This is a genomic window from Clostridium pabulibutyricum, from assembly GCF_058242705.1.
Map to the genome: position 1 here is coordinate 23,420 of NZ_JBZAYZ010000015.1, position 22,074 is coordinate 45,493.

Sequence of the window (22,074 nt, forward strand, 5' to 3'; positions counted from 1 at the left end):
CTTATAGAGGTGATACAAATGCTCAGAAATAAAAAATTCAAAAGGGAAATACCAATTGAAAGCCACGAAACGGCTCCACTTTCCAACATTGAAAAAACAAAAATCTCATCAAACGTATCCATTCCAGCTGAAGCTGATATATCCGATGCCAAAGGCTGGGTGGATGAAAACGAAAAATAATATTAAAAATAACCTGCAGGTTCAAAACTCACCCTGCAGGTTATTTTATTATCTTTTACTGTAGTCTATTTCAGACAGCATCTTGTAAATTCTGTATCTGTCTTCTGCATCTTTTTCTGCCATGTTATAAAGTTCTTCTGCTCTTTTCGGTAATACTTTTTCAAGTGAAGCATATCTTATTTCACCTTTTATATAATCCTTAAATGAAGTTTTAGGCTGTCTTGAATCTAGAATAAATGGATTTTTTCCTTCACCCTTAAGAATAGGATCAAATCTGTAGAGATGCCAGTATCCTGATTCCACTGCCTTTTTTTCCTGTGCCACACTTGTTCCCATTCCTGTCTTTATACCATGACTTATACATGGTGCATACGCAATTATAAGAGATGGCCCTCTGTAGTTTTCGGCCTCTGTTATAGCTTTTATAGCATGATTCATATTGGCACCAAGTGCAATCTGTGCAACATAAACATATCCATAGCTCATTGCCATAAGTCCGAGATCCTTTTTCTTTACTCTTTTTCCCAAAGCCGCAAATTTGGCAACTGCCGAAGCTTGAGTTGACTTGGATGACTGCCCTCCTGTATTGGAATACACCTCTGTATCCATAACAAACAAATTTACATCGCTTCCAGATGCAAGTACGTGGTCAACTCCTCCAAATCCAATATCATATGCCCAGCCATCTCCTCCAAGTATCCACTGAGATTTTTTTACAAGGAAATCTTTCTTTGAAATTATTTCTTCAAGTATAGGATTTTCCATATAATTTTTTGACTCCATAATTGAATCTACAACTTTCTTTGAAGATATTTGCGACAAGCTTCCATCTTCCATTGTATTCAACCACTCGTTAAAGGATTTTATAATATTGCTTTCACTACTGTTCTCCTTGGAATTTTCAATATAGCCGAGCATAAGTTTTCTTATTCTCTCTCTCATAGCTCTTACTGCAAGAAACATTCCATATCCATATTCCGCATTATCCTCGAACAATGAATTTCCCCAGGAAGGACCTTTTCCCTCGCTGTTCTTTGCATAGGCAATTGACGGCGCACTTCCTCCCCATATAGACGAGCATCCTGTTGCATTTGCAATCATCATTCTCTCACCAAACAGCTGTGTAAGAAGTTTTATATAAGGAGTCTCACCGCATCCTGGACATGCACCATTGAATTCCAGAAGAGGTGTCTCAAACTGACTTCCTTTCAAAGTATTTCTGTTCATTGCATTTTTCTTATTAGACAAACTCATTGCATAATTCCAATTCTTAGACTGGCAGTCTACTTCTTCTTCAAAAGGTTTCATTACAAGAGCCTTTTGCGGCGCCGGACATATATCTGCACAATTTCCACATCCAGTACAATCCATTGGTGATATTTGAATCCTGAAATTTAAATTTTCCATTCCTTTTCCAATAGCTTTTTTACTTCTAAAGCCCTCTGGTGCCTTTTCCATCTCATCCTTATTTACCAAAAACGGTCTTATCGTAGCATGTGGACAAACATATGAGCATTGGTTACACTGTATACATTTGTCTATTTGCCACTGTGGGAGCATTACAGCTATTCCTCTTTTCTCATAAGCTGTAACTCCAAGCGGAAAAGTTCCATCCTCCATATTTATAAATGCACTTACTGGAAGACTATCACCTTCATTTTTAGCCATAGGTCTTACAATTTTTCGTATAAACTCCGGCTCATCTTTTGTATCCTGTTCTGTTTCTCCCGATACCATGCTTATATTTTTCCAGTCCTGTGGTACATTTATCTTTTTTACTTCACTTATCCCCATATCCACAGCACTTTTATTCATATTGACTATCTTCTCTCCTTTTCTTCCATAGTTGGTTTCTATGGAATCCTTAAGATATTCAATTGCCTGCTCTACAGGTATTATATTTGCAAGCTTGAAAAATGCAGCCTGCATTATCATGTTTATCCTTCCTCCAAGACCTATCTTTGATGCTATATTCACTGCATCTATTGTATAGAAGTTTATATCATTTTCTGCAATATACTTTTTCATTCCGTCTGGAAGATTCTCATCCAGTTCGTCTTCCTGCCATCTGCAGTTTAAAACGAAGGTTCCTCCTTTTTTAAGACCCTTTAATATATCGTAATTATAAATAAAAGATCTGTTATGGCATGCAACATAATCGGCATTATGTACCAGATAAGGAGATTTTATTGGACTTTTCCCAAATCTCAAATGCGATACCGTAGTCCCTCCAGATTTTTTACTGTCATATGAAAAATAAGCCTGTGCATATAACTCAGTATTGTCACCTATTATTTTTACTGCAGATTTGTTTGCACCTACTGTTCCGTCAGAACCAAGTCCCCAGAATTTACAGCTTATTGTTCCTGGAGGTGTAGTTTCAATCTGCTCTCCCTCTTTAAGAGACATATTTGTGACATCGTCATTTATACCTATTGTAAAACGTCTCTTTGGATTGTTCGAACTCATGTTTTCAAATACTGAAATTATATTTGCCGGTGTAGTTTCCTTTGAACCCAAACCATATCTTCCTCCAAATATTTCAGGTCTGCTTTTGGCTTCATAAAATACTTTGCATACATCCAAATAAAGCGGCTCACCAATTGAACCAGGTTCTTTTGTCCTGTCCAAAACGGATATCTTTCTTACAGTATGCGGAATTACATCCAAAAGATATTTGCTTGAAAATGGTCTGTACAGATGTACTTTAACGCAGCCTACCTTTTCTCCCTTCTTCATCAAGTAATCCACTGTTTCATCTATCGTATCGCAGACGGAACCCATTGCAATTACTATATTCTCGGCATCCCGAGCCCCACGATACTCAAATGGTTTATAATTTCTACCTGTTATATCGTTTATTCCCTTCATATAGTATTCAACTATCTCCGGCACCCTGTCATAAAATACATTGGAAACTTCCCTTCCCTGAAAATATATATCCGGGTTTTGTGCCGTTCCACGAAGAGTAGGATGTTCCGGACTAAGAGCTCTCTTTCTAAATTCCAAGAGTGACTTACAGTCAAGAAGTTTTTCCACATCCTTGTAGTCTATTACACTTATCTTCTGATACTCGTGAGAGGTTCTGAATCCATCAAAGAAATGCAAAAACGGTACTCTGGATTTTATTGCACTGAGATGCGAGACAAATCCCATATCCATAGCCTCCTGGACATTTGACGATGCAAGAAGCGCAAAACCGGTCTGTCTGCATGCCATTACATCCTGATGGTCTCCAAATATGGAAAGTGCATGAGTTGCAAGGGCACGGGCACTTACATGAAATACTGCCGGCAAATTTTCTCCAGCTATCTTATACATATTTGGAATCATAAGAAGAAGTCCCTGTGAAGCTGTGTATGTAGTTGTAAGCGCTCCTGCCGCAAGAGACCCGTGAACTGCCCCTGCCGCACCTGCTTCTGACTGCATTTCCGTTATTTTCACAGTATCCCCGAATATATTTTTCTTTCCCTTCGATGCCCATTCGTCAACTGACTCTGCCATTGGAGTAGAGGGAGTAATGGGATATATAGCTGCAACTTCAGTAAATGCATAGGATGCATAAGCTGCAGCTTTATTGCCATCCATTGTTTTCATTTTGCCTGTCATTTAAATCACTCCTTTATTGTACAAGTATTAAAATACTTATTTACATTTATTATTTGAAATATAAATATTCTCATACATGGTATATTGGAATACTTATATAAATATTAAATTTCATTATCAATTGATATAATATATCACATTTAAAGACTATTGACATATACTAATTATTGCACTATCATATTAGTTATTATATTTTATCAAATGATAAAATATAATAACTTTTTATAGGGGATGTTATCATGAATTCAAAAACAAAAGCTGCAGGTTTGTCCATAGTATCAAACAGCAGCTTGATAATTATGAAAATAATTGTAGGAATTGCTACCGGTTCGGTAAGCATCATATCAGAAGCAATTCATTCCACAATAGATTTGACTGCTTCTTTAATATCATTTTTTTCTATAAAAATATCATCAAAACCAGCAGATATGGAGCATCCTTACGGTCATGGCAAATTCGAGGATGTATCCGGGGTAATAGAAGGTGTATTAATTCTTATAGCTTCCATATTTATAATATTCAAATCCATAGAAAAATTGCTGTCGCCGGGAAATGGAATTCCATCCGCAGCTGGATTCATAGTAATGCTCGTATCATCTGTAGTGAATTTTTCAATATCAAAGATACTATACAATATTGCCCGCAGAGAAGACTCAATGGCACTAAAAGCCGATGCACTGCATCTAAGAACTGACGTCTATACTTCACTTGGGGTTGGAGTTGGTCTTTTCTTAATATGGATTACAGGTCTTGAAAGCCTTGACCCTCTTATTGCAATCCTTGTGTCTATATTCATATTGAAAGAAGCCTTCTCTCTAATAAAATCAGCTTTTAATCCTCTCGTAGATGTGAGGTTGTCTGATTCCGACATACAAAAAATCAAAAACGTACTGTCTGAATACAGCAAGGCTTTCTGTGAATTTCACAGGCTGAGAACAAGAAAATCCGGTAATGTTAGATATATAGATCTCCACCTCGTATTTCCAAATGATATGCACGTAAAAAAAGCACATGACATATGTACAAAAATAGAAGACACATTATCTGCGTCTCTTGCAAATACCGAAACTATGATCCATATTGAATCCTGCGACAATGATTGTAAAAATTGTAACTTCAAGTCAAATTCAAACTGCATCGAAGATTATAATAAAAAAAATGGATAGACAATTCTCTTGTCTATCCATTTCAATTTCCTATTCTTGTGCAGTTTCCTTGTTTAATGCTTCAATCAATCCATTTACATCTATACCATGAACCATAGCAGCTTCTTCTATTGTTTCAGCAAGAGATGCCGGGCATCCGATGCATCCCATTCCAAAACTCATAAGAGTTTCTCCATAGTCTGGATTAATCTGAAGTACTTCTCTAATAGTCATATCCTTAGTGACCTTGTTAGCCATAATATATAACCTCATTTCTATTTAATATGTATCAATAATATATCATAATTTTTAACTTTTTAAAAACTACACCTTATTGATACATATTATCATAATACTAAATCCAATTCATATCAAGTAAAAATAAATTATTTTTACATCTTAATAAATATACACATTAAAATCATCATTAATATTTCTATAATTTCATTGTTTGCACCCAGTAGATCTCCTGTAAGTCCTCCTATCTTTTTAACAGCATAAAGATTAAGAAGTTCCGACATTAAAATTGCCGCTAAAATCAAAATAATTGCATATAAGGGATTCATACCAACAATTAGCAAAACAACCGCCAGAACAATCAAAATTCCTATAAAAAACTGTCTTGGACAAACACTATCTATGAAAAAATTGCCTGTACCTGTACTTTTTGCTGTTTTGCCAAAGGCAACCAGAAATAACGTAGATAATCTGGATATTACCGGTGAAACTACAAGTGCAGGTGAAAATCCCTGAAGAACATAACAAAGCAGTGTATACCTTAAAAGCAAATCTATAACTATTGCTATGCAGGAATATGTACCTATCCTGCTGTCTTTCATTATTTCTATTATTTTATCGCTTCCCTTAAATGAAAAAAAGCCATCGCAGGTATCTCCAAGCCCATCCATGTGCATTGCACCAGTCAGCATTATTCCTGCCAAAATTACAAATACAACAGATACATTTACAGGGAGTATACTTATCATAGCCTTGTATAAAATCCACTGTATTCCACCTATTACAAGTCCTATTACAGGCATAAATATAGAACCCCATCTAAAGTTTTCTTCTTTGCACTCTAAATTTCTATTTACTCTAATTCTAGTAAGAAATTGAATCATAAGCAGAAAGTTGTTTAACATTTTTCTCACTCTTACGGCCTCCAAATGTATTATATAATATTATTCAATTTATCTAAACATATTATACTATCAATATACAAATTGTTATATTCATATTTTATAATTGAAAAATCACCATTATGGGACGCAAATTTCCAAAACATATCAGGATTATCGTCCATGACCAGACAATAAATACACCTTATAACTCCCGAATGAGTCACTACAAGTACATTCTCAGCCTTATCATTGCGAAGCAAATCCTCCATAAAACTTTTTACTCGTGAATAAAAATGAATATACGACTCCCCGCCTGGAGGAACCGTATTTTTCCAATCTCTACACCACTTTTTCCACAACTTTGGGTAAAGCTTTTTTATATCATTGTAATCTTTATTTTCAAAATCTCCAAAATTCATTTCATTTATCCTTGCATCCACCGAAAAATCCTTTAAAGACCCTTCCTTAATTATGCCTGCAGTTTCAACAGCCCTCGATTTTTCACTGGAATACATGACATCAAATTTTATATTTTTTAGCACATGCTTCAGTTTTTCAGCCTGATAAATTCCTTTCTTATTGAGTTTTACATCAGTACTTCCATAATAAAGTCCCTTTTTATTTGACTCTGTTTCCCCGTGGCGAACTGTATATATGTTCACAAAAACATCCTCCGTATATAGATTAAAAAAATAAGAGCAGCTTTCTGCCCTTAAAATGAATGAGAAACGAATATATTTGTTAATTTATTAACATAATTATTTTAACATACTGCAAATAAAAATCAAGTCATACTAATAAAAAAAGCAAAATAACTGCAAATAAAATTTATTTTGACAACAGATAATTTTTATTATATAATATAATTAATTACAGAATAATTTAGTATCTGTAAATTAAATTATCATTTATAACAAGGATGGTGTATATGGAGAATTTAACCAGTATTTTCAAAGAAAAAAGACTGAAATTAACTCCCCAGCGAATAGCCGTATACAAATACCTAAAATCTACTACAGATCATCCTTCCGCCGAGACAATATACAAGTCTCTCCTTCATGATTACCCTACAATGAGTCTGGCTACTGTCTACAAGGCTCTTAAAACATTAGTGGATGTAAATTTGATTCAAGAAATAAACGTAGGTGAAGGCAACTTTAGGTATGATGGTAAAATCTCGCCTCATCCCCACGTTCAATGCATTTACTGCAGACGTGTGGATGATGTAAATGGAATCTGTTTTTCTGATTTAAACGACAAAATCAAGGATAAAGTAGATTACAAAATTATAAGCAACCAGGTTTATTTCTATGGAATATGCCCCGACTGTCAAAAAAGACATTAAAAATAAAATTGGTTAAACATTGCCGAGCAGCCTACCGCTGCTCGGTTTCCAATATTTCCTTCCATTCATTTCCCGTATACTTTCCCGAAAATATCTCATCAATTTTAACCGATATATTGCTTTTAACAGATTGTGAAAAGTTGTTTTCAACTGATATGTTGTTTTCTGTTTTTTCATCCATATAAGATGCAATTTGTTTCTTTATGCCCTTGCTTCCGGAATTTACACGTCTGTTTGCTGTAACATATCCTTTTTTTAAGAGTTCTGCCTGAATTTCATCTCCCAATATAAACTTCATAAACTCCTCTACTTCCTGACTGTTATTCGAAGTTACAGGTGTACACAAAACTACATCGGATACAATTGGAATACCAAGTATTTTTTGGTCTATGGACCCTACATCATAATCATTTAAATCTCCAATACGGCAGGATGGTATAACCGCCATTGGAACTCCTCCTCTGTTCAATTTATCTATTATTGTATCATTTCCAATTGAAAATGTATTCTTCGTTATAATTCCTGATTTGACCATGTCATTTATATTTTTAAACACACTCTGCATGTCATTTGAAGCTCTATTTTCATTAATTAAAAATATCATATTGTTTATATCCATATCTTCATTTAAAACCACAGGTATCTTCTGTGACATTGAATTGAACTTTCTCATCATTTCATTGAATTCTTTAGTATCAGAAGGCAGTTTTATTTTCAGTTTGTAAAAAACACCCTTATTGTATAAAAACTCAAAACTATACGGTAAAACCGGTATCCCGTAATATTTATCGTTAAATCTACCATAAGACTTGAATACAGAATAATATCTCGATGCGACATTGTTTTGTTTATAAAAATTATCCATATCAGCTAAAACTCCCTTATGGACAAGACTCATCATATCTGTTTTTGGTATTAACAGTATATCATTCTCACCTGAAGCGTCACTTTGAACACTGTTCACAGTAACTTTTACATCAGGATTACTTTTTTTATAAGAATCAATAATAACTTTTATCAGATTCAGGGACCATTGATCCTTAACTCCTATATATATGCTTATATGCTCTTCTCCTTTATTTTGAACATATTTTGTACACCCGGCAAGATTCAAAGAAACAAATAAAATCATAAGAACTGCTATTATACCTTTGTTAATTTTCATATCCAGCTCCTCCCTTGCAGCAAAAATCATATTAATTTATTTTGTGCATATTAATTAAATATATAATGAATTGATATAAATAATTGGAGGTGGAAATGTGAAATTCAGAGTAATTTTTATAAAGAAAAAAAATTTATTTTATATAATTCCTGTAATACTCATAATACTCATATTATCTTTTTTAATATATAGAAATTTTTTCTACATAAGTTCCCCTACTTTTGCAAACGTACTTGAAGACAAGACTCTAAAATCAGACCTCAATGGAGACGGACTTGATGATAAACTATATATAAAACATTCCGGAAATATATATTTTATAAAAGCAAAAATAAAAGAAAAAACATATACCCTGTCAACTGACGAAAAGCAAAACACGTTGAGTAATTACTATCCCTACTGGCCCCTCAGGATAACCATACTGGATGTATCTCGAAATAAAGTCCCCGAGATATTCCTTCAAGGATCTTGGGGAAAAAATTCTCTTCAAAGATTTTTTGTTTTCGACGGTCATAAATTTAAAAATATATTTTCCAGTTCAAACAACATACTCGGATTTGTAGACTGCACAAACAACAGGACTCCAAAAATTATTACAGGAAGACTTCATGACGGTTCCATGCTCCTTACAAACTACATATTTACAAATTACAGGTTCGAAAATTACAATCTTGACAATACAGAAACTTTTGCAGGAAACGACACCATATGCTCATTTGTAAATTTTATTGAAAGTCTTCCCGGAAGTCATTCCTACATTCCACCGAATGTGTTTTCACCGAATATATCAAACGATGACATGTATCTGATAGACAAACTTGCGAACTTAAACAATACTTATGTATTCCAGGATGCATTCTTCATGGAAAAAAAGTGTGACAACCATGGAAATATATCAGAATTATCCTGGACATTGAATTTTAAAGGAATTCCAAACTCAGACAATACCTCTGCAAAAAACTATACTTTAAACCTGATTCTTGCACCTGACAATTCCAAAAACAATTCAAGCAAGTTTAAAATAATATCAATGTATTAAATTAACCATAAAAGGGACCGCTTTTACGGTCCCAAGGGGGATGGGGGGTTAATTACATCAGACAGCAAAACCATCTGATGTATAGGAGAATATATCTCCATTTACAATTATTATACTCTCCATTTATAGAAAATTTATTCAAATATAATTAAAAAGTTTTATATTTTTCCGCCATCCTGTCTATCTCACACTTAAATTTGTTTCTAAGCTCCAAAGGTTCTATCACTTCCGCATCACTTCCAAAACCAAGCAGCCAGCATTTTATATCATCAGTATCATTTAAATATACAGTAAACATTAAATTTCCCTGAGAATCCTTTTCAGTCTCTTGAGTAAAATGCCATTTTCCATTTTCAATAAATTCTACAGATTTTCCAGTAAATCTAACAACGATTTTTATCCTGTCACCATAAAAAATTTTATGATTCTGATCAAGATATTTTTCAAGTGAAAAAGTATGCGGTATCATGTAAGTATCTTCTGTAATATCAATTTTTCTTATTCTTGACATCTCAAAACTTCTGATTTCATCATTTGCATGACAATAAGCAATCAAATACCATGAGCCTTCTTTATATATAATATCATAAGGATCAACATTTTTAGATACCATTCTATCCTTGTTAATCGAGAAACATTGTATTTTTATGCTTCTGCCACGGCTCATTGATTCATTTACTCTATGTACTTTATATTCCATTTTCTGTGTATTTCCTATATCGTCCATATAAAAATTGCCTGTACAATCTATATCTTTGAAATCATCACAATTCTCTACACTTATTTTCTTTATCTTACATACTGCATCTTTGAGCTGCATTTCATAATTGAATCCATTTTTCCTTGTGAGAATAGTCGAAGCCATCAGAAGTGACTCCAATTCCTGTCTATTCAGTTTAAATGGTTTCATATAAAAATTCTCGTCTATATAGAAACCACCATATCTTCCTTTCTTTGTATGAACAGGTATATTAGCTTTATTCAAGCTGTCTATGTATCTATATATTGTCTTTTTATCGACATCTAAGACTTTCGAAAGCTTGGAAGCTGTTACCAGTTGATTATATTGAAGTGCTATTATTACCTGTAACATATGAGAAATTTTTGACATACTATTTTACCTCCATATAAATTATACTAATCTTTACTTTTATCGTTGTTTTAAATTGTTTTTTTAGTGTATATTTGTATAAAATTAAATTTTTTATACAAATAACAATATAATCCATATATGTACCAAATGCAACTTTTATGAATACTATATAGTATCTAAAACCACACATATATTGATAAGAAATAAACATCTTAAGGAGGGATGATTTATGTCAAAGCACCACCGTAGAAACAACAATGGATTTAATATAGGTGATCTCCTGGGAAATATAGACCTGCCTCAATTGTTATCTATAATGACATCACTAGGTGGATCCGGGGGTATGATGTCAAATGACAATATAGGTTCTCTGCTAAACAACATGAATATGGGTGACACAGGCGGAAATAATTTCAATAAATCGAATATAAATTCTCAACTTTCAAACTTGGAAAACAGACTCGCAAACCTCGAAAATAGAAGTCAACTTCAAAATGATGTGCTTCAAAAAATCAGAGAACTTCAAAATTCTCCAGATGCTGCAAAATTATTGAATGAATTTATGAAATCAAACTTAAATAAATAATAAATTAGGGCACCAGCCTAAAAAGGAAGTGCCCTAATTATTTGTTAGATAAATCTTTGATACAACATTCCCATCACTGCAATGAAGTTAAACACTGCATGATTGAATACAGCATACCAGTAACCTTTTTTATATACAAGATAGCAATTATACATTCCAATCCAGAATATTATAAAGAAGGCAGTAAAGCTAAAATGTAAAAGCGAAAACATAAAACTGCTTATAATAGCGGCTGCATATACTCCAAATTTCTTTGAAAATATCTTTTTAAAGAAAAACCACCTAAAAACAAACTCTTCAAGTACAGGTGCAAATACAACTGCCACAGGTATCATCAAAATGAATCCCCTATAGGACATACTTACCATATCTTTTACTACATCCTGCTGCTTCATGGTTAAGTTAAAAATGTTAAAAGCAAAGGTTTGAGCAATTACGATAAGTATGATAACAAGATATGAAAATACAACTGCTTTCAGTGCCTTAAGAATTTTAAACTTGTGCACTTCAAAAACTTCAAATTCATCCGTAAATCTCATCAAAATTATATCAATAATTACAAATATAAATGGTACAAAATTTTGGATATACACGGTAAAAATCAAATAAGCAACCGTTATAGCCACTATTATTATTTTATTCTTGCCTTTAGATATCCAATATTTCTGAAACACAAGCATAGGTGGAAAATATACTAGACAAAAAACTAGTATATTTTTAAAAAGCTCCAACTTAGGCATTTACATCACCAGCTATATTTCCAATTTGATTCAGGAGTTCCTCTCGTCCGTTCTTATTAAGAGATGAAAAAGTCAAAAATTCGTCTTCTTTATCCACATCAAGCGTTTCCTTTATAATCTTTATGTTTCTGTTCAACTGACTTTTTGAAATTTTATCTACTTTCGTTGCTACTAAAATTACCTTGTATTTGTAGTATTTTATCCAGTCATACATCATTACATCATCCGCAGTTGGCTTATGACGTGAATCAACAAGCATCAATATAGCACCTAAATTTTTTCTGCCAACGAGATATGATTCTATAATTTTCTTCCAGCTGTCTTTTTCGCTCTTGGAAACTTTAGCATATCCGTATCCCGGCAAATCAACAAAGTAAAATGAATTATTTATCATGAAAAAATTTATAAGTCTAGTCTTGCCAGGTGAAGAACTTGTTTTTGCAAGTTTTCTCTGATTTACAAGTGTGTTTATCAGAGATGACTTTCCTACATTTGAACGTCCTACAAAAGCAATTTCCAGAAGCCCATCATTAGGATACTGCTTTCTTGATACTGCAGATATAATAAATCTTGCCTGTTTTACTTCCAAAATAATTTCACCTCCTGAATTTATACTAAATTGCACAATTTAATCACTGCACAAAGCATTATGAAGTACCGTATCGAGATCTTCTGCCGTTATATAATTCAATTTGTTTTTCACACTCTTTGGTATTTTTACAAGATCTTTTTTATTATCTTTCGGAATTATTATTGTATCTATACCAGCTCTATATGCTGCAAGACTCTTTTCTTTCAATCCGCCAATCGGCAGTACCCTTCCCGTTAAGGTTATTTCACCTGTCATTGCAACATTGTGCTTTACTTTTTTACAAGTAAGCGCTGAAATTACAGCAGTAGCCATTGTAACACCCGCCGAAGGTCCATCTTTTGGTATTGCTCCTTCAGGCACATGAATATGAACATCACAATTTTTATAAAAATCATCTTTTATGCCACTATACTTTTTATAATTTGCTCTTATATAACTATACCCAGCTTTTGCAGATTCCTTCATAACATCGCCAAGCTGACCTGTAAGCTCAAGTCTTCCTTTTCCAGGCATTACCACCGCCTCTACAGGAAGTGTATCCCCTCCATAAGCAGTCCATGCCATTCCCATTACAACTCCAACCCTATCCTGTTTATCTGCCTTATCATATGTAAATACATCTGTTCCAAGATAACTTTTGAGTTTTGTTGTATTTATAGAAATTTCCTTTTTATTTTTTTCCATAATTTCAGTGATTGCTTTTCTTATGGACGAAGCTACTTTCCTTTCCATACTTCTTACTCCAGATTCCCTTGTGTAATTATCTATTATCATCTGTATAGATGAATCGGAAAACTTTATCATTCCATCCTTGACTCCATTTTTCTCAAGCTGTTTTGGAATTATATGCTTTTTACATATATTAAACTTTTCTTCACTTGTATATCCTGAGACCTGTATTACTTCCATCCTGTCCATAAGTGCACGCGGTATTGTATCTACAGTATTTGCCGTGGTTATAAAGAGTACTTTTGAAAGATCAAAGTCAACTTCAAGATAATGATCCCTGAATGTATTGTTTTGTTCACTGTCAAGTACCTCTAAAAGTGCATCTGCCGGATTTCCTTTAAAATCAATACCCATTTTGTCAATTTCATCAAGTAAAAATACAGGATTATTTGATTTTGCATCTTTCATTCCATATATTATTCTTCCAGGAATGGCTCCTATATATGTTCTTCTATGTCCTCTTATATCAGCCTCATCCTTGACCCCTCCAAGTGACATTCTGACAAAATTTCTGTTTAATGCATTTGCAATGGATCTTGCAATGGATGTTTTACCAACTCCAGGTGGCCCTACAAGACATAAAATAGGTCCCTTAAGCGACTTATTCATTTTTTTAACAGCAAGGTATTCTATTATCCTTTCCTTGACATCCTTAATTCCATAATGCCCCTCTTCAAGAGTGTTCCGTACATTCTTTATATTCATATTGTCCCTTGTGCCAGCATTCCACGGCATAACAAGAAGCCAGTCAAGATAGCTTTTTATCATTCCATTTTCAGTAGAATAGCTGCCTGAAGACTCAAGTCTCTTAATCTCAGAAATAGCCTTTTCTTTAACATCTTTCGGCAACTTTTTCCTTGATATTTTTGACTTGTAAAATTTTATATCTTTTAAAGTCTCATCATCTTCTCCAAGTTCTTCTTTTATTGCTTTAAGCTGCTCTCTTAAGTAATATTCTTTTTGAGATTTGTCTACATTCTTCTTAATTCTCAAATCTATTTTTTTCTCGGTTTCAAGTATATCAATTTCACCTTCAAGTAAATCAAGTATGTTTTTAAGACGGTCTTCTACATCAAAGTCCTCCAGAAGATGCTGTTTCTTTTGTTGATCGATAACCAAATATTCACTTATAACATCAGCTACCCTTCCTGGATTGTCCATGTCGTCCTTTTCAATAATTGACTCAGCCATACCCATTTCCGAAAGCTTTACATATTTATTAAAATTTTTGGTTACAAGCCTTAAAAGCGCATTAAAATCAGGGCTATTTTTTTCCTTCTCCTGAACTTCTTCAACACATACTTTAAAAAATGGCTCTTCACCTATGTACTCCTTTATTTTTCCTCTTGTCTTTCCTTCTACAAGTACTCTTACTATACCGTTAGGTAACTTGAGTATCTGTTTTATATTGCAAACAGTACCTACTTTATATATATCTTTTTGTTTTGGATTTTCAATACCATACTCTTTCTGGGATGATAAAAACACTTTTTGTCCAGATGCCATAGCATCTTCTAGTGCAAGTTTCGATTTTTCCCTGCCTACATCAAAATGTAAAACCATATATGGAAATATGGTTATACCTCTCAGTGGAATTAGAGGAATATATTTTAACTTTTTATCCATATTTCTCTCCTCACTTCTGCCTATTTACTCTGTTTAAAATTTTAATACATCAGACTAATACATTATAACTATAAAATATCGTTTTTTCAATTATTCACTTTCTTAAATAATTGAAAAAGAGTACTGAAATTCAGTACTCTCCAAACTACAAATAAGATTTACAAACCCTGCTATGCGGTTTCAGGTCCTTTTCTAGACCTAGATTTCTTGACTTTTATAGGAGTTCTCTTGCCATTCTCCACAGTTATAAGTTCAGGCTTTTTATTTTTTATAGTTTCCTTGTCTATTATAACTTTGCCAATTTGTTCGTTTGAAGGAATATCAAACATTATATCCCTCATAGTTTCTTCTATAATAGCCCTGAGACCTCTGGCACCAGTATTTCTCTTAAGTGCCTCATCCGCAATAGCCTCGATTGCACTATCTTTAAATTCAAGTTCAACATTATCAAGCTCAAAAAGCTTTTTGTATTGTTTTACAAGTGCATTTTTAGGTTCAGCAAGTATTCTTTTCAGTGCATTTTTATCCAATGCCTCCAAAGTTACAACAATAGGAATTCTTCCTATAAATTCAGGTATAAGCCCAAATTTCAAAAGATCTCCCGGCATTATCTCCTCGAGAAGTTTACCGATGTCCTTTTCCTTTTTAGATTGTATTTCAGCACCAAATCCAAGTGTACTAATTCTTGTTCTATGCTCTATTATATTGTCTATTCCATCAAAGGCACCACCACAAATAAATAATATATTAGTAGTATTTATCTGTATAAATTCCTGATGTGGGTGCTTTCTTCCTCCCTGAGGTGGAACTGAAGCTACAGTTCCTTCCAGTATTTTAAGAAGTGCCTGCTGTACACCCTCTCCTGATACATCCCTTGTAATTGAAGGATTTTCAGATTTTCTGGCTATTTTATCTATTTCATCTATATATACTATACCATGTTCCGCTCTTTCTATGTCATAATCTGCATTTTGTATAAGCTTAAGAAGTATGTTTTCAACATCCTCTCCAACATAACCAGCTTCGGTAAGTGTTGTTGCATCCGCAATTGCAAATGGTACATTCAAGAACTTGGCAAGTGTTTGCGCCAGAAGAGTCTTACCTGAACCTGTGGGACCTAGAAGAAGTATATTACTTTTCTGAAGTTCAACATCATCACTGCTGCTGTTGGCATTTATTCTCTTATAATGGTTGTAAACAGCTACGGACAATGACCTCTTTGCCCCATCCTGCCCAATTACGTATTGGTCGAGATAATTCTTAATTTCTACAGGTTTTGGAAGTGACGTTATATCAACTTGAACATCATCTTCAAATTCATCGCTTATTATCTCGGAACAAAGTTCTATACATTCATCACAAATATAAACACCAGGACCTGCTATAAGCCTTCTTACCTGATCCTGAGTCTTTCCGCAAAATGAGCACTTGAGTTGCTTTCTATCATCATTTTTGGCCATATCTACACCTCACTAAAGGTTATTTTCTTTCCGTAATAACCTCATCTATTAATCCATAATTTTTAGCCTCTTCCGCTGTCATAAAATTATCTCTATCTGTATCCTGTTCAATCTTCTCAAGCGGCTGACCTGTTCTTTCACTATATATACTATTTAATTTCTTTTTTATTTGAAGTATCCAATTAGCACGAATTCCTATATCAGTTGCCTGACCCTGGAATCCACCAAGAGGCTGATGTATCATTACTTCAGAATTTGGAAGAGCATATCTCTTTCCCTTTGCACCTGCTGCAAGCAAAAACGATCCCATTGAGGCTGCCATACCAATGCATATAGTGGATACATCAGGTTTTATATACTGCATTGTATCATAAATAGCCATACCAGAGGTTATTGAACCTCCTGGACTATTTATGTACAAAGATATATCCTTATCAGGATCTTCTGCTTCCAGGAACAATAACTGTGCTACTATAAGGCTAGCTGAAGTATCATTTACTTCCTCTCCCAACATTACAATTCTGTCTTTTAAAAGTCTCGAATAAATGTCATAAGATCTTTCTCCTCTATTGGTTTGTTCAACAACTACTGGTACTAAACTCATAAAATCTCTCCTCCTTTATATAACCAAATTCAGCGGTTATTATACATAAAAATTATAATTTAAAATATACTTTATTTAAAATTAATTGCCAGAAAATATCCAGCAATTAATTAGTGTTACACAACATATTATGCTATTGCTTTACTATTGTCAACAAGCATTTTTACAACTTTTTCATTTACCACATCTGTTTCAATATAACTTTTCTGACTGTCAAGAATAAGTTTTGCCATCTTGTCTGTTTCCTTGTTTCCATATTGTTTAGCTATCTCCGATGCTCTCTTTAAGAGTTCATCATCTGTGGCCTTTATTTCTTCATCTTCTGCTATCTTTTTAATTACAAGATCATTTCTAACTCTCTTTTCTGCTGTTTCTCTCATATATTCCCTGACTTTTTGCTCAGTATTATTTGTATATTTATAATACGAGTCCAAATCAAGTCCCTGATACTTGAGTCTCATTTCAAGATCTTTAAGCATGCTGTCAATTTCTTTTTCTATCATTACATCAGGTATATCAACTTCAGCATTCGAGCTAACTGCATCCATTACAGCATCTTCATATTCTCTCTCGGCTCTAAGCTTATTTTCCTCTTCTTTTTTCTTCTTTATATCTGCCTTAACTTCGTCAAGTGTATCAAATTCTGATATTTCCTTTGCAAATTCATCATCAAGTGCAGGAAGTTCCTTTATCTTTATTCCCTTTACATCAACCTTGAACAATGCTTCTTTTCCGTTCAATTCCTCAGAACCATACTCTTTAGGGAAAGTTACAGTAACATCCTTCGAATCTCCTACCTTAAGTCCTACAAGCTGATCCTCAAAATTGTCTATAAATGTGCCTGAACCAATCTCAAGCTCGTAATCTTTTCCTTCACCGCCAGAGAAAGCTTCTCCATCTACAAATCCTTTGAAATCAATAACTGCTATATTTCCTTTTTCAACAGTTCCATCTTCCTTGGTCTCTATTCTTGCATTTTTCTCCTGTCTTGATTTCAATTCATCTTCTATCTCTTTATCCTCAACTTCATATGTATTTTTCTTAACTTCAATTCCCTTGTAGTCTCCAAGTTTTACCTCCGGCATTACTGTAACTGTAGCTGTATATACAAAATCTTTATTGCCTCCAACCTGAACTACATCAATTTTAGGATAATCAACTGGTTTTACATCCTTTTCTTCCAATGCTTCAGGATATGTTTCGTCGCAACAGAAATTTACAGCATCTTCATAAAATACTCCCTCACCGTAATATTTCTTTATTATACTCATAGGGGCCTTCCCTTTTCTAAATCCCGGTATATTAAATTTTTTCGCATTCTTTGCAAATGCCTTTTTAATTGCTTCATTAAATTTTTTCGATTCCACCGTTATTTCCAATTTTACTACGTTATTTTCAACTTTCTCCATTTTAACGCTCATTATTATTTCCTCCTAATTACACTATGCACTTATATTAACCATGACATTATAACATATATTTATAAATAAAATTATAGCCAGGCATTCAATTTACCTAAATTACATAAAAATTTATTTATTTCATTATAATTATATACCAAAAGTCACAAATTTTATAGACACTTTTAAATATTTTATTCATTCTATCCATTTTACGCACAAATTCACTCAAAATACAAATACATGCATGAAGCTGGATCCAAACAATCAAAATTGTGATTCAAGATATTCTTTTGAATCCGAGAGCTCACTATATTTGGTGTAATTCTCTCTATAAACTTCAATTATACCTACTCCATTATACCCTATTTCCTTAAATTTACAAGATATTTTTTTGTAATCTACATCGCCACGTCCAGGCAAAAGACAAATATTTTTTGCATCTCTGTCATTTATATGAAAATTTTTTATATCTTTTCCCATCGCTTTTATATATTCTTCCGGCTTTTTCCCTGCCTTAAATGCCTGTTTTATATCAAAAGTAAAGTACAGTGGTCCCCGGCACTTTTCTTTTATCTCATTCAAAAATTCAATGCTTCTTGACATGCACCATGATACATTTTCCTGGCACAATTTTATTCCATATTCTGCTGCCGTGTATGTAAGTTCATTATATATATCAACTACAAAATTCATATTAACATCTTCAATATTTCTATATCTCATTCCATGAAATACATAACAGCGCGCACCTATAAGCTTGGCAGTTCTGCATACTTCCCTGAATATATGAAGTGAATCTTCCCTTCTCCTTTTATATGCATCAAAAATATATGGCTCAAAAGATGCAGAAAATGCATGGACCGAACTTATGTCAAATTCATATTTTAACTTTCTCTCAAGAAGAACTTTTCCAAATTCAACGCCATACTCACCAAGCGTATTCAAAAATACCTCCCCTGAATTAAAACCAAGAGACTTCATAAGCTTTATACTATCCTCTGTTTTTACATCGGGATAAAAACTTGCAGATGATAATCCTATATTCATAATTTATAAAAACACCTCCTGGTATCTTGTAACGTTCAAATTTTTTGTAAACAAAAAGCCAATAAATTAACTTTATTGGCTAATATCACCTGTGTTTGAAATATATACTGTACTTGAATCCACAGTAACTGCAAGTTTGCTATTTGAGACATCTCCAAATTTTATATCGTCACCTTCTATTGATTGAACCATTACATGGCTCTTATTTGGTATATTCTCAATCCAAACATATTTGGAAGTTCTACCAAGCCACGGAAGCTGACTTATATAGGCAATATTATTGTCATCTATAAATTTAGGTGAAGAACACCATACATACCCTGGAGTTGATGCCAACTGACTGCTCTTGGATATAACCGTTCCAGAACTGGATACATACTGCTGGTTTGTTATATCCTGCTTATTGCCATTTATATCAAACAAAAGAATACTCTGAGACTTACTGTCAAAGACAACGGCATTTTTTCCCGAAGGACTTATGCTGTAGGCTAAATCAGCATCTTTTGGCGTAACATCCTTAAATACCTTACTATTATTCTTTTTTTCGTATATCAAATTAACACTTTTACCATTGCTTAGTTTTACTGTATACTGTGTTTTTTTATGTTCACTTTTATCCGGAATATTTTTAGCCGGAGCAACACTTGCTTTATTTTTGGTACTTTGATTTTGCACAGTATTATTCTGATTTTTCTTGCCCATATCTCTTAAAACAGTTTTAAAGGTACCTGTCAAATAAATACAAAGTAAAACTATCAGTATCAGACAAACTGCAAAAATTGAGAATATCTTTATCTTTCTGCGTTTCATCTGTTTTTCATAATCTTTGCTGAAAATACTTGGTTTTTTTCTCAATAGATTTCCGCTGTTTAAATATAACAGCAGTACCTCCCCTCACTAACTTCTTATAGGCAGAACTTAATGAACTAATCAATTAAAATTAGCCTCTACAATAAAACTCATTTTTTATTATAACTCAAAAGTCTGAGAAATAATACTAACATTTTATGAATTTATACAAAAGTGTAAAAAAATATTTCCAGACACAACATAAACTGTCTGAAAATATTGAAAAGCGTATTTTACTTTTTAAAAACCCTGCTTCCAGGCTTTTGATAAGGTATTTTCTCCCTGCACATCGGACAATTATCCGCATCATATGTTTTTACATCAAGTTTCACCGCACTATACACACCATATGGTATATCTGCACTTTCAATTCTTCTGTCCACTATACAGCAAAGTCCAACTACTTGTCCGCCAAGACCTTCTATTACTTTTGCAACTTCAAGAGATGATTTTCCCGTAGTTATTACATCTTCCGATATTATAACCTTCTGACCTTTTCTTATTTCAAAGCCTCTCCTTATTGTCATATTTCCATTTTGTCTTTCTGCAAATATTCCCGGCTTCCCAGTTTGTCTTGCAAGTTCGTAGGAAACCACTACACCTCCCATTGCAGGTCCAACAATCAAGTCAAAATCAAGTTCCTTTATCTTATCTGCAACAACTTTCAATACTTTACTCGACCTGTCTGGATACTGAAGGAGTTTTGCACATTGGCAGTATGCATCACTGTGTTTTCCCGAAGACAGTAAAAAATGTCCTTCAAGCAGCGCTCCAACCTCTTTTAAATTGTCTATCACCATTTCATCTGTATTCATATATTAATCCTCCCTACTTATAAAAACGCAATTTTAAATTATTCCACGTATTTCTTCAATGTCTTTTATATTCTCACTTCTCATATAGTCATTCAATCCATCAATTATATCAACACATGCAAGCGGATTCATAAAATTTGCACTTCCAACCTGGACAAGGCTTGCACCTGCCATTATGAATTCCACGGCATCTTTCCAAGACACTATTCCTCCTATTCCTATAACAGGAATGTCAACTGAATTTGAAACTTCATACACCATCCTCACTGCTATGGGTTTTATTGCTGGCCCCGAAAGTCCTGCGGTGACATTGTTAAAAACAGCTTTCCTGTTTTTTATATCAATTGCCATGGCCTTGAAGGTATTTACAAGTGAAAGTGCATCCGCTCCAGCCTTTTCACATTTCAAAGCCATATCTACAATATCTTCCGCATTAGGAGAAAGCTTTACTATAAGAGGCTTTCTGCAGTAACTTCTTACTTCTGATACAATTTCATAGGCCGTATCTGATTTTATTCCAAAAGCCATTCCCCCGCATTTGACATTTGGGCATGATATGTTGAGTTCTATCATATCTATATCAGAATTTGAAAGAAGTTCCGCTCCATCTACGTAATCACTAAGTGTACTCCCTCCCAAATTAGCTATTACTGCAGTATCGAATTTTTTCATTTTTGGGAGTTCAAACTCAAGGAAATGCATTATTCCCGGATTTTGGAGTCCCACACTGTTCAATATTCCAGAGGAAGTCTCAAAAATTCTAATTCCGTCGTTTCCAGGCTTTCCATTCAGTGTAAGTCCTTTGGAACAAATTCCACCCAGCCTTGACACATCAAAAAGTTTATTGTACTCCATTCCAAACCCAAAAGTTCCAGAAGCAGCTATTACAGGATTTTTAAACTCGACTCCACAAATCTCCACACATA

21 protein-coding genes are annotated in these 22,074 nt (G+C 33.6%); 5 read left to right on the forward strand and 16 right to left on the reverse strand.

The annotated features are described in order from the left end of the window. The first annotated feature begins 18 nt into the window (after window positions 1–18). Window positions 19–180 (forward strand): CDIF630_02480 family spore surface protein, encoded by a 162-nt coding sequence (locus AC4CVH_RS13730; protein ID WP_490788313.1) that lies wholly within the window; start codon window positions 19–21, stop codon window positions 178–180. A 48-nt stretch (window positions 181–228) separates the two neighbouring features. Here the strand turns inward: AC4CVH_RS13730 and nifJ are convergent, their stop codons facing one another. After that, complete coding sequence (nifJ, locus tag AC4CVH_RS13735) at window positions 229–3,789, reverse strand: pyruvate:ferredoxin (flavodoxin) oxidoreductase (protein WP_490788314.1); 3,561 nt, start codon at window positions 3,787–3,789, stop codon at window positions 229–231. A gap of 239 nt (window positions 3,790–4,028) precedes the next feature. Between nifJ and AC4CVH_RS13740 the strand changes: the two genes are divergently transcribed. Continuing rightward, the gene (locus AC4CVH_RS13740) at window positions 4,029–4,955 is read left to right on the forward strand and encodes a cation diffusion facilitator family transporter (protein ID WP_490788315.1); all 927 of its coding nucleotides are present in this window, start codon (window positions 4,029–4,031) and stop codon (window positions 4,953–4,955) included. Between the two features lie 30 nt (window positions 4,956–4,985). On the opposite strand, the gene AC4CVH_RS13745 is transcribed toward AC4CVH_RS13740, so the two are convergent. The 3 genes from AC4CVH_RS13745 to cobC form a co-directional block, all read right to left on the reverse strand. Beyond that, entirely contained in the window at window positions 4,986–5,192 is a 207-nt protein-coding gene (locus tag AC4CVH_RS13745; protein WP_490788316.1) for a DUF1858 domain-containing protein, read from the reverse strand. Window positions 5,193–5,326: 134 nt separating this feature from the next. Beyond that, window positions 5,327–6,085 (reverse strand): adenosylcobinamide-GDP ribazoletransferase, encoded by a 759-nt coding sequence (gene cobS, locus AC4CVH_RS13750; protein ID WP_490788317.1) that lies wholly within the window; start codon window positions 6,083–6,085, stop codon window positions 5,327–5,329. A 20-nt stretch (window positions 6,086–6,105) separates the two neighbouring features. Beyond that, complete coding sequence (gene cobC, locus AC4CVH_RS13755; protein WP_490788318.1) at window positions 6,106–6,717, reverse strand: alpha-ribazole phosphatase; 612 nt, start codon at window positions 6,715–6,717, stop codon at window positions 6,106–6,108. Window positions 6,718–6,983: 266 nt separating this feature from the next. Between cobC and perR the strand changes: the two genes are divergently transcribed. Further along, window positions 6,984–7,400, forward strand: coding sequence for a transcriptional regulator PerR (gene perR, locus AC4CVH_RS13760; protein WP_490788319.1), 417 nt, complete (start codon window positions 6,984–6,986; stop codon window positions 7,398–7,400). Window positions 7,401–7,431: 31 nt separating this feature from the next. On the opposite strand, the gene AC4CVH_RS13765 is transcribed toward perR, so the two are convergent. Then, window positions 7,432–8,565, reverse strand: a complete 1,134-nt coding sequence (locus AC4CVH_RS13765) for an ABC transporter substrate-binding protein (RefSeq protein ID WP_490788320.1) — start codon at window positions 8,563–8,565, stop codon at window positions 7,432–7,434. Window positions 8,566–8,662: 97 nt separating this feature from the next. Between AC4CVH_RS13765 and AC4CVH_RS13770 the strand changes: the two genes are divergently transcribed. Next, the gene (locus AC4CVH_RS13770) at window positions 8,663–9,604 is read left to right on the forward strand and encodes a VCBS repeat-containing protein (RefSeq protein WP_490788321.1); all 942 of its coding nucleotides are present in this window, start codon (window positions 8,663–8,665) and stop codon (window positions 9,602–9,604) included. Between the two features lie 148 nt (window positions 9,605–9,752). Here AC4CVH_RS13770 and AC4CVH_RS13775 read toward each other — a convergent pair whose 3' ends face one another. Then, the gene (locus tag AC4CVH_RS13775; RefSeq protein ID WP_490788322.1) at window positions 9,753–10,715 is read right to left on the reverse strand and encodes a helix-turn-helix transcriptional regulator; all 963 of its coding nucleotides are present in this window, start codon (window positions 10,713–10,715) and stop codon (window positions 9,753–9,755) included. Between the two features lie 211 nt (window positions 10,716–10,926). Here AC4CVH_RS13775 and AC4CVH_RS13780 point away from each other — a divergent pair, with 211 nt between their 5' ends. After that, the gene (locus AC4CVH_RS13780) at window positions 10,927–11,283 is read left to right on the forward strand and encodes a hypothetical protein (RefSeq protein ID WP_490788323.1); all 357 of its coding nucleotides are present in this window, start codon (window positions 10,927–10,929) and stop codon (window positions 11,281–11,283) included. 44 nt (window positions 11,284–11,327) lie between these two features. Here AC4CVH_RS13780 and AC4CVH_RS13785 read toward each other — a convergent pair whose 3' ends face one another. The 10 genes from AC4CVH_RS13785 to AC4CVH_RS13830 all read right to left on the reverse strand — a co-directional run bounded on the left by AC4CVH_RS13785 (window position 11,328) and on the right by AC4CVH_RS13830 (window position 22,069). After that, window positions 11,328–12,023 (reverse strand): CPBP family intramembrane glutamic endopeptidase, encoded by a 696-nt coding sequence (locus AC4CVH_RS13785; RefSeq protein ID WP_490788324.1) that lies wholly within the window; start codon window positions 12,021–12,023, stop codon window positions 11,328–11,330. Next, complete coding sequence (yihA, locus tag AC4CVH_RS13790) at window positions 12,016–12,612, reverse strand: ribosome biogenesis GTP-binding protein YihA/YsxC (RefSeq protein ID WP_490788325.1); 597 nt, start codon at window positions 12,610–12,612, stop codon at window positions 12,016–12,018. The genes AC4CVH_RS13785 and yihA overlap by 8 nt, the downstream gene beginning before the upstream one ends. A gap of 39 nt (window positions 12,613–12,651) precedes the next feature. After that, window positions 12,652–14,970 (reverse strand): endopeptidase La, encoded by a 2,319-nt coding sequence (gene lon, locus AC4CVH_RS13795; protein WP_490788326.1) that lies wholly within the window; start codon window positions 14,968–14,970, stop codon window positions 12,652–12,654. A 170-nt stretch (window positions 14,971–15,140) separates the two neighbouring features. Then, entirely contained in the window at window positions 15,141–16,430 is a 1,290-nt protein-coding gene (gene clpX, locus AC4CVH_RS13800) for an ATP-dependent Clp protease ATP-binding subunit ClpX (protein ID WP_490788327.1), read from the reverse strand. A 19-nt stretch (window positions 16,431–16,449) separates the two neighbouring features. Continuing rightward, the gene (gene clpP / locus AC4CVH_RS13805) at window positions 16,450–17,034 is read right to left on the reverse strand and encodes an ATP-dependent Clp endopeptidase proteolytic subunit ClpP (protein WP_490788328.1); all 585 of its coding nucleotides are present in this window, start codon (window positions 17,032–17,034) and stop codon (window positions 16,450–16,452) included. Between the two features lie 128 nt (window positions 17,035–17,162). Continuing rightward, the gene (gene tig, locus AC4CVH_RS13810; protein WP_490788329.1) at window positions 17,163–18,455 is read right to left on the reverse strand and encodes a trigger factor; all 1,293 of its coding nucleotides are present in this window, start codon (window positions 18,453–18,455) and stop codon (window positions 17,163–17,165) included. Between the two features lie 246 nt (window positions 18,456–18,701). After that, window positions 18,702–19,484: a sugar phosphate isomerase/epimerase family protein gene (locus AC4CVH_RS13815; RefSeq protein ID WP_490788330.1), complete on the reverse strand. Its 783-nt coding sequence runs from the start codon at window positions 19,482–19,484 to the stop codon at window positions 18,702–18,704. 72 nt (window positions 19,485–19,556) lie between these two features. Beyond that, window positions 19,557–20,339, reverse strand: coding sequence for a hypothetical protein (locus AC4CVH_RS13820; protein WP_490788331.1), 783 nt, complete (start codon window positions 20,337–20,339; stop codon window positions 19,557–19,559). Window positions 20,340–20,566: 227 nt separating this feature from the next. After that, a complete protein-coding gene (pyrE, locus tag AC4CVH_RS13825; protein ID WP_490788332.1) occupies window positions 20,567–21,148 on the reverse strand; it encodes an orotate phosphoribosyltransferase in 582 nt (193 codons plus the stop codon). Between the two features lie 33 nt (window positions 21,149–21,181). Further along, window positions 21,182–22,069, reverse strand: a complete 888-nt coding sequence (locus tag AC4CVH_RS13830; protein ID WP_490788333.1) for a dihydroorotate dehydrogenase — start codon at window positions 22,067–22,069, stop codon at window positions 21,182–21,184. Between the last annotated feature and the right edge of the window lie 5 nt (window positions 22,070–22,074).

Coding starts and splice junctions, on each gene's coding strand:
- AC4CVH_RS13730 (WP_490788313.1), top strand. CDS start 19: ATGCTCAGAAATAAAAAATTCAAAAGGGAAATACCAATTGAAAGCCAC.
- nifJ (WP_490788314.1), bottom strand. CDS start 3,789: ATGACAGGCAAAATGAAAACAATGGATGGCAATAAAGCTGCAGCTTAT.
- AC4CVH_RS13740 (WP_490788315.1), top strand. CDS start 4,029: ATGAATTCAAAAACAAAAGCTGCAGGTTTGTCCATAGTATCAAACAGC.
- AC4CVH_RS13745 (WP_490788316.1), bottom strand. CDS start 5,192: ATGGCTAACAAGGTCACTAAGGATATGACTATTAGAGAAGTACTTCAG.
- perR (WP_490788319.1), top strand. CDS start 6,984: ATGGAGAATTTAACCAGTATTTTCAAAGAAAAAAGACTGAAATTAACT.
- AC4CVH_RS13765 (WP_490788320.1), bottom strand. CDS start 8,565: ATGAAAATTAACAAAGGTATAATAGCAGTTCTTATGATTTTATTTGTT.
- AC4CVH_RS13775 (WP_490788322.1), bottom strand. CDS start 10,715: ATGTCAAAAATTTCTCATATGTTACAGGTAATAATAGCACTTCAATAT.
- AC4CVH_RS13780 (WP_490788323.1), top strand. CDS start 10,927: ATGTCAAAGCACCACCGTAGAAACAACAATGGATTTAATATAGGTGAT.
- AC4CVH_RS13785 (WP_490788324.1), bottom strand. CDS start 12,023: ATGCCTAAGTTGGAGCTTTTTAAAAATATACTAGTTTTTTGTCTAGTA.
- lon (WP_490788326.1), bottom strand. CDS start 14,970: ATGGATAAAAAGTTAAAATATATTCCTCTAATTCCACTGAGAGGTATA.
- clpX (WP_490788327.1), bottom strand. CDS start 16,430: ATGGCCAAAAATGATGATAGAAAGCAACTCAAGTGCTCATTTTGCGGA.
- clpP (WP_490788328.1), bottom strand. CDS start 17,034: ATGAGTTTAGTACCAGTAGTTGTTGAACAAACCAATAGAGGAGAAAGA.
- tig (WP_490788329.1), bottom strand. CDS start 18,455: ATGAGCGTTAAAATGGAGAAAGTTGAAAATAACGTAGTAAAATTGGAA.
- AC4CVH_RS13815 (WP_490788330.1), bottom strand. CDS start 19,484: ATGAATATAGGATTATCATCTGCAAGTTTTTATCCCGATGTAAAAACA.
- pyrE (WP_490788332.1), bottom strand. CDS start 21,148: ATGAATACAGATGAAATGGTGATAGACAATTTAAAAGAGGTTGGAGCG.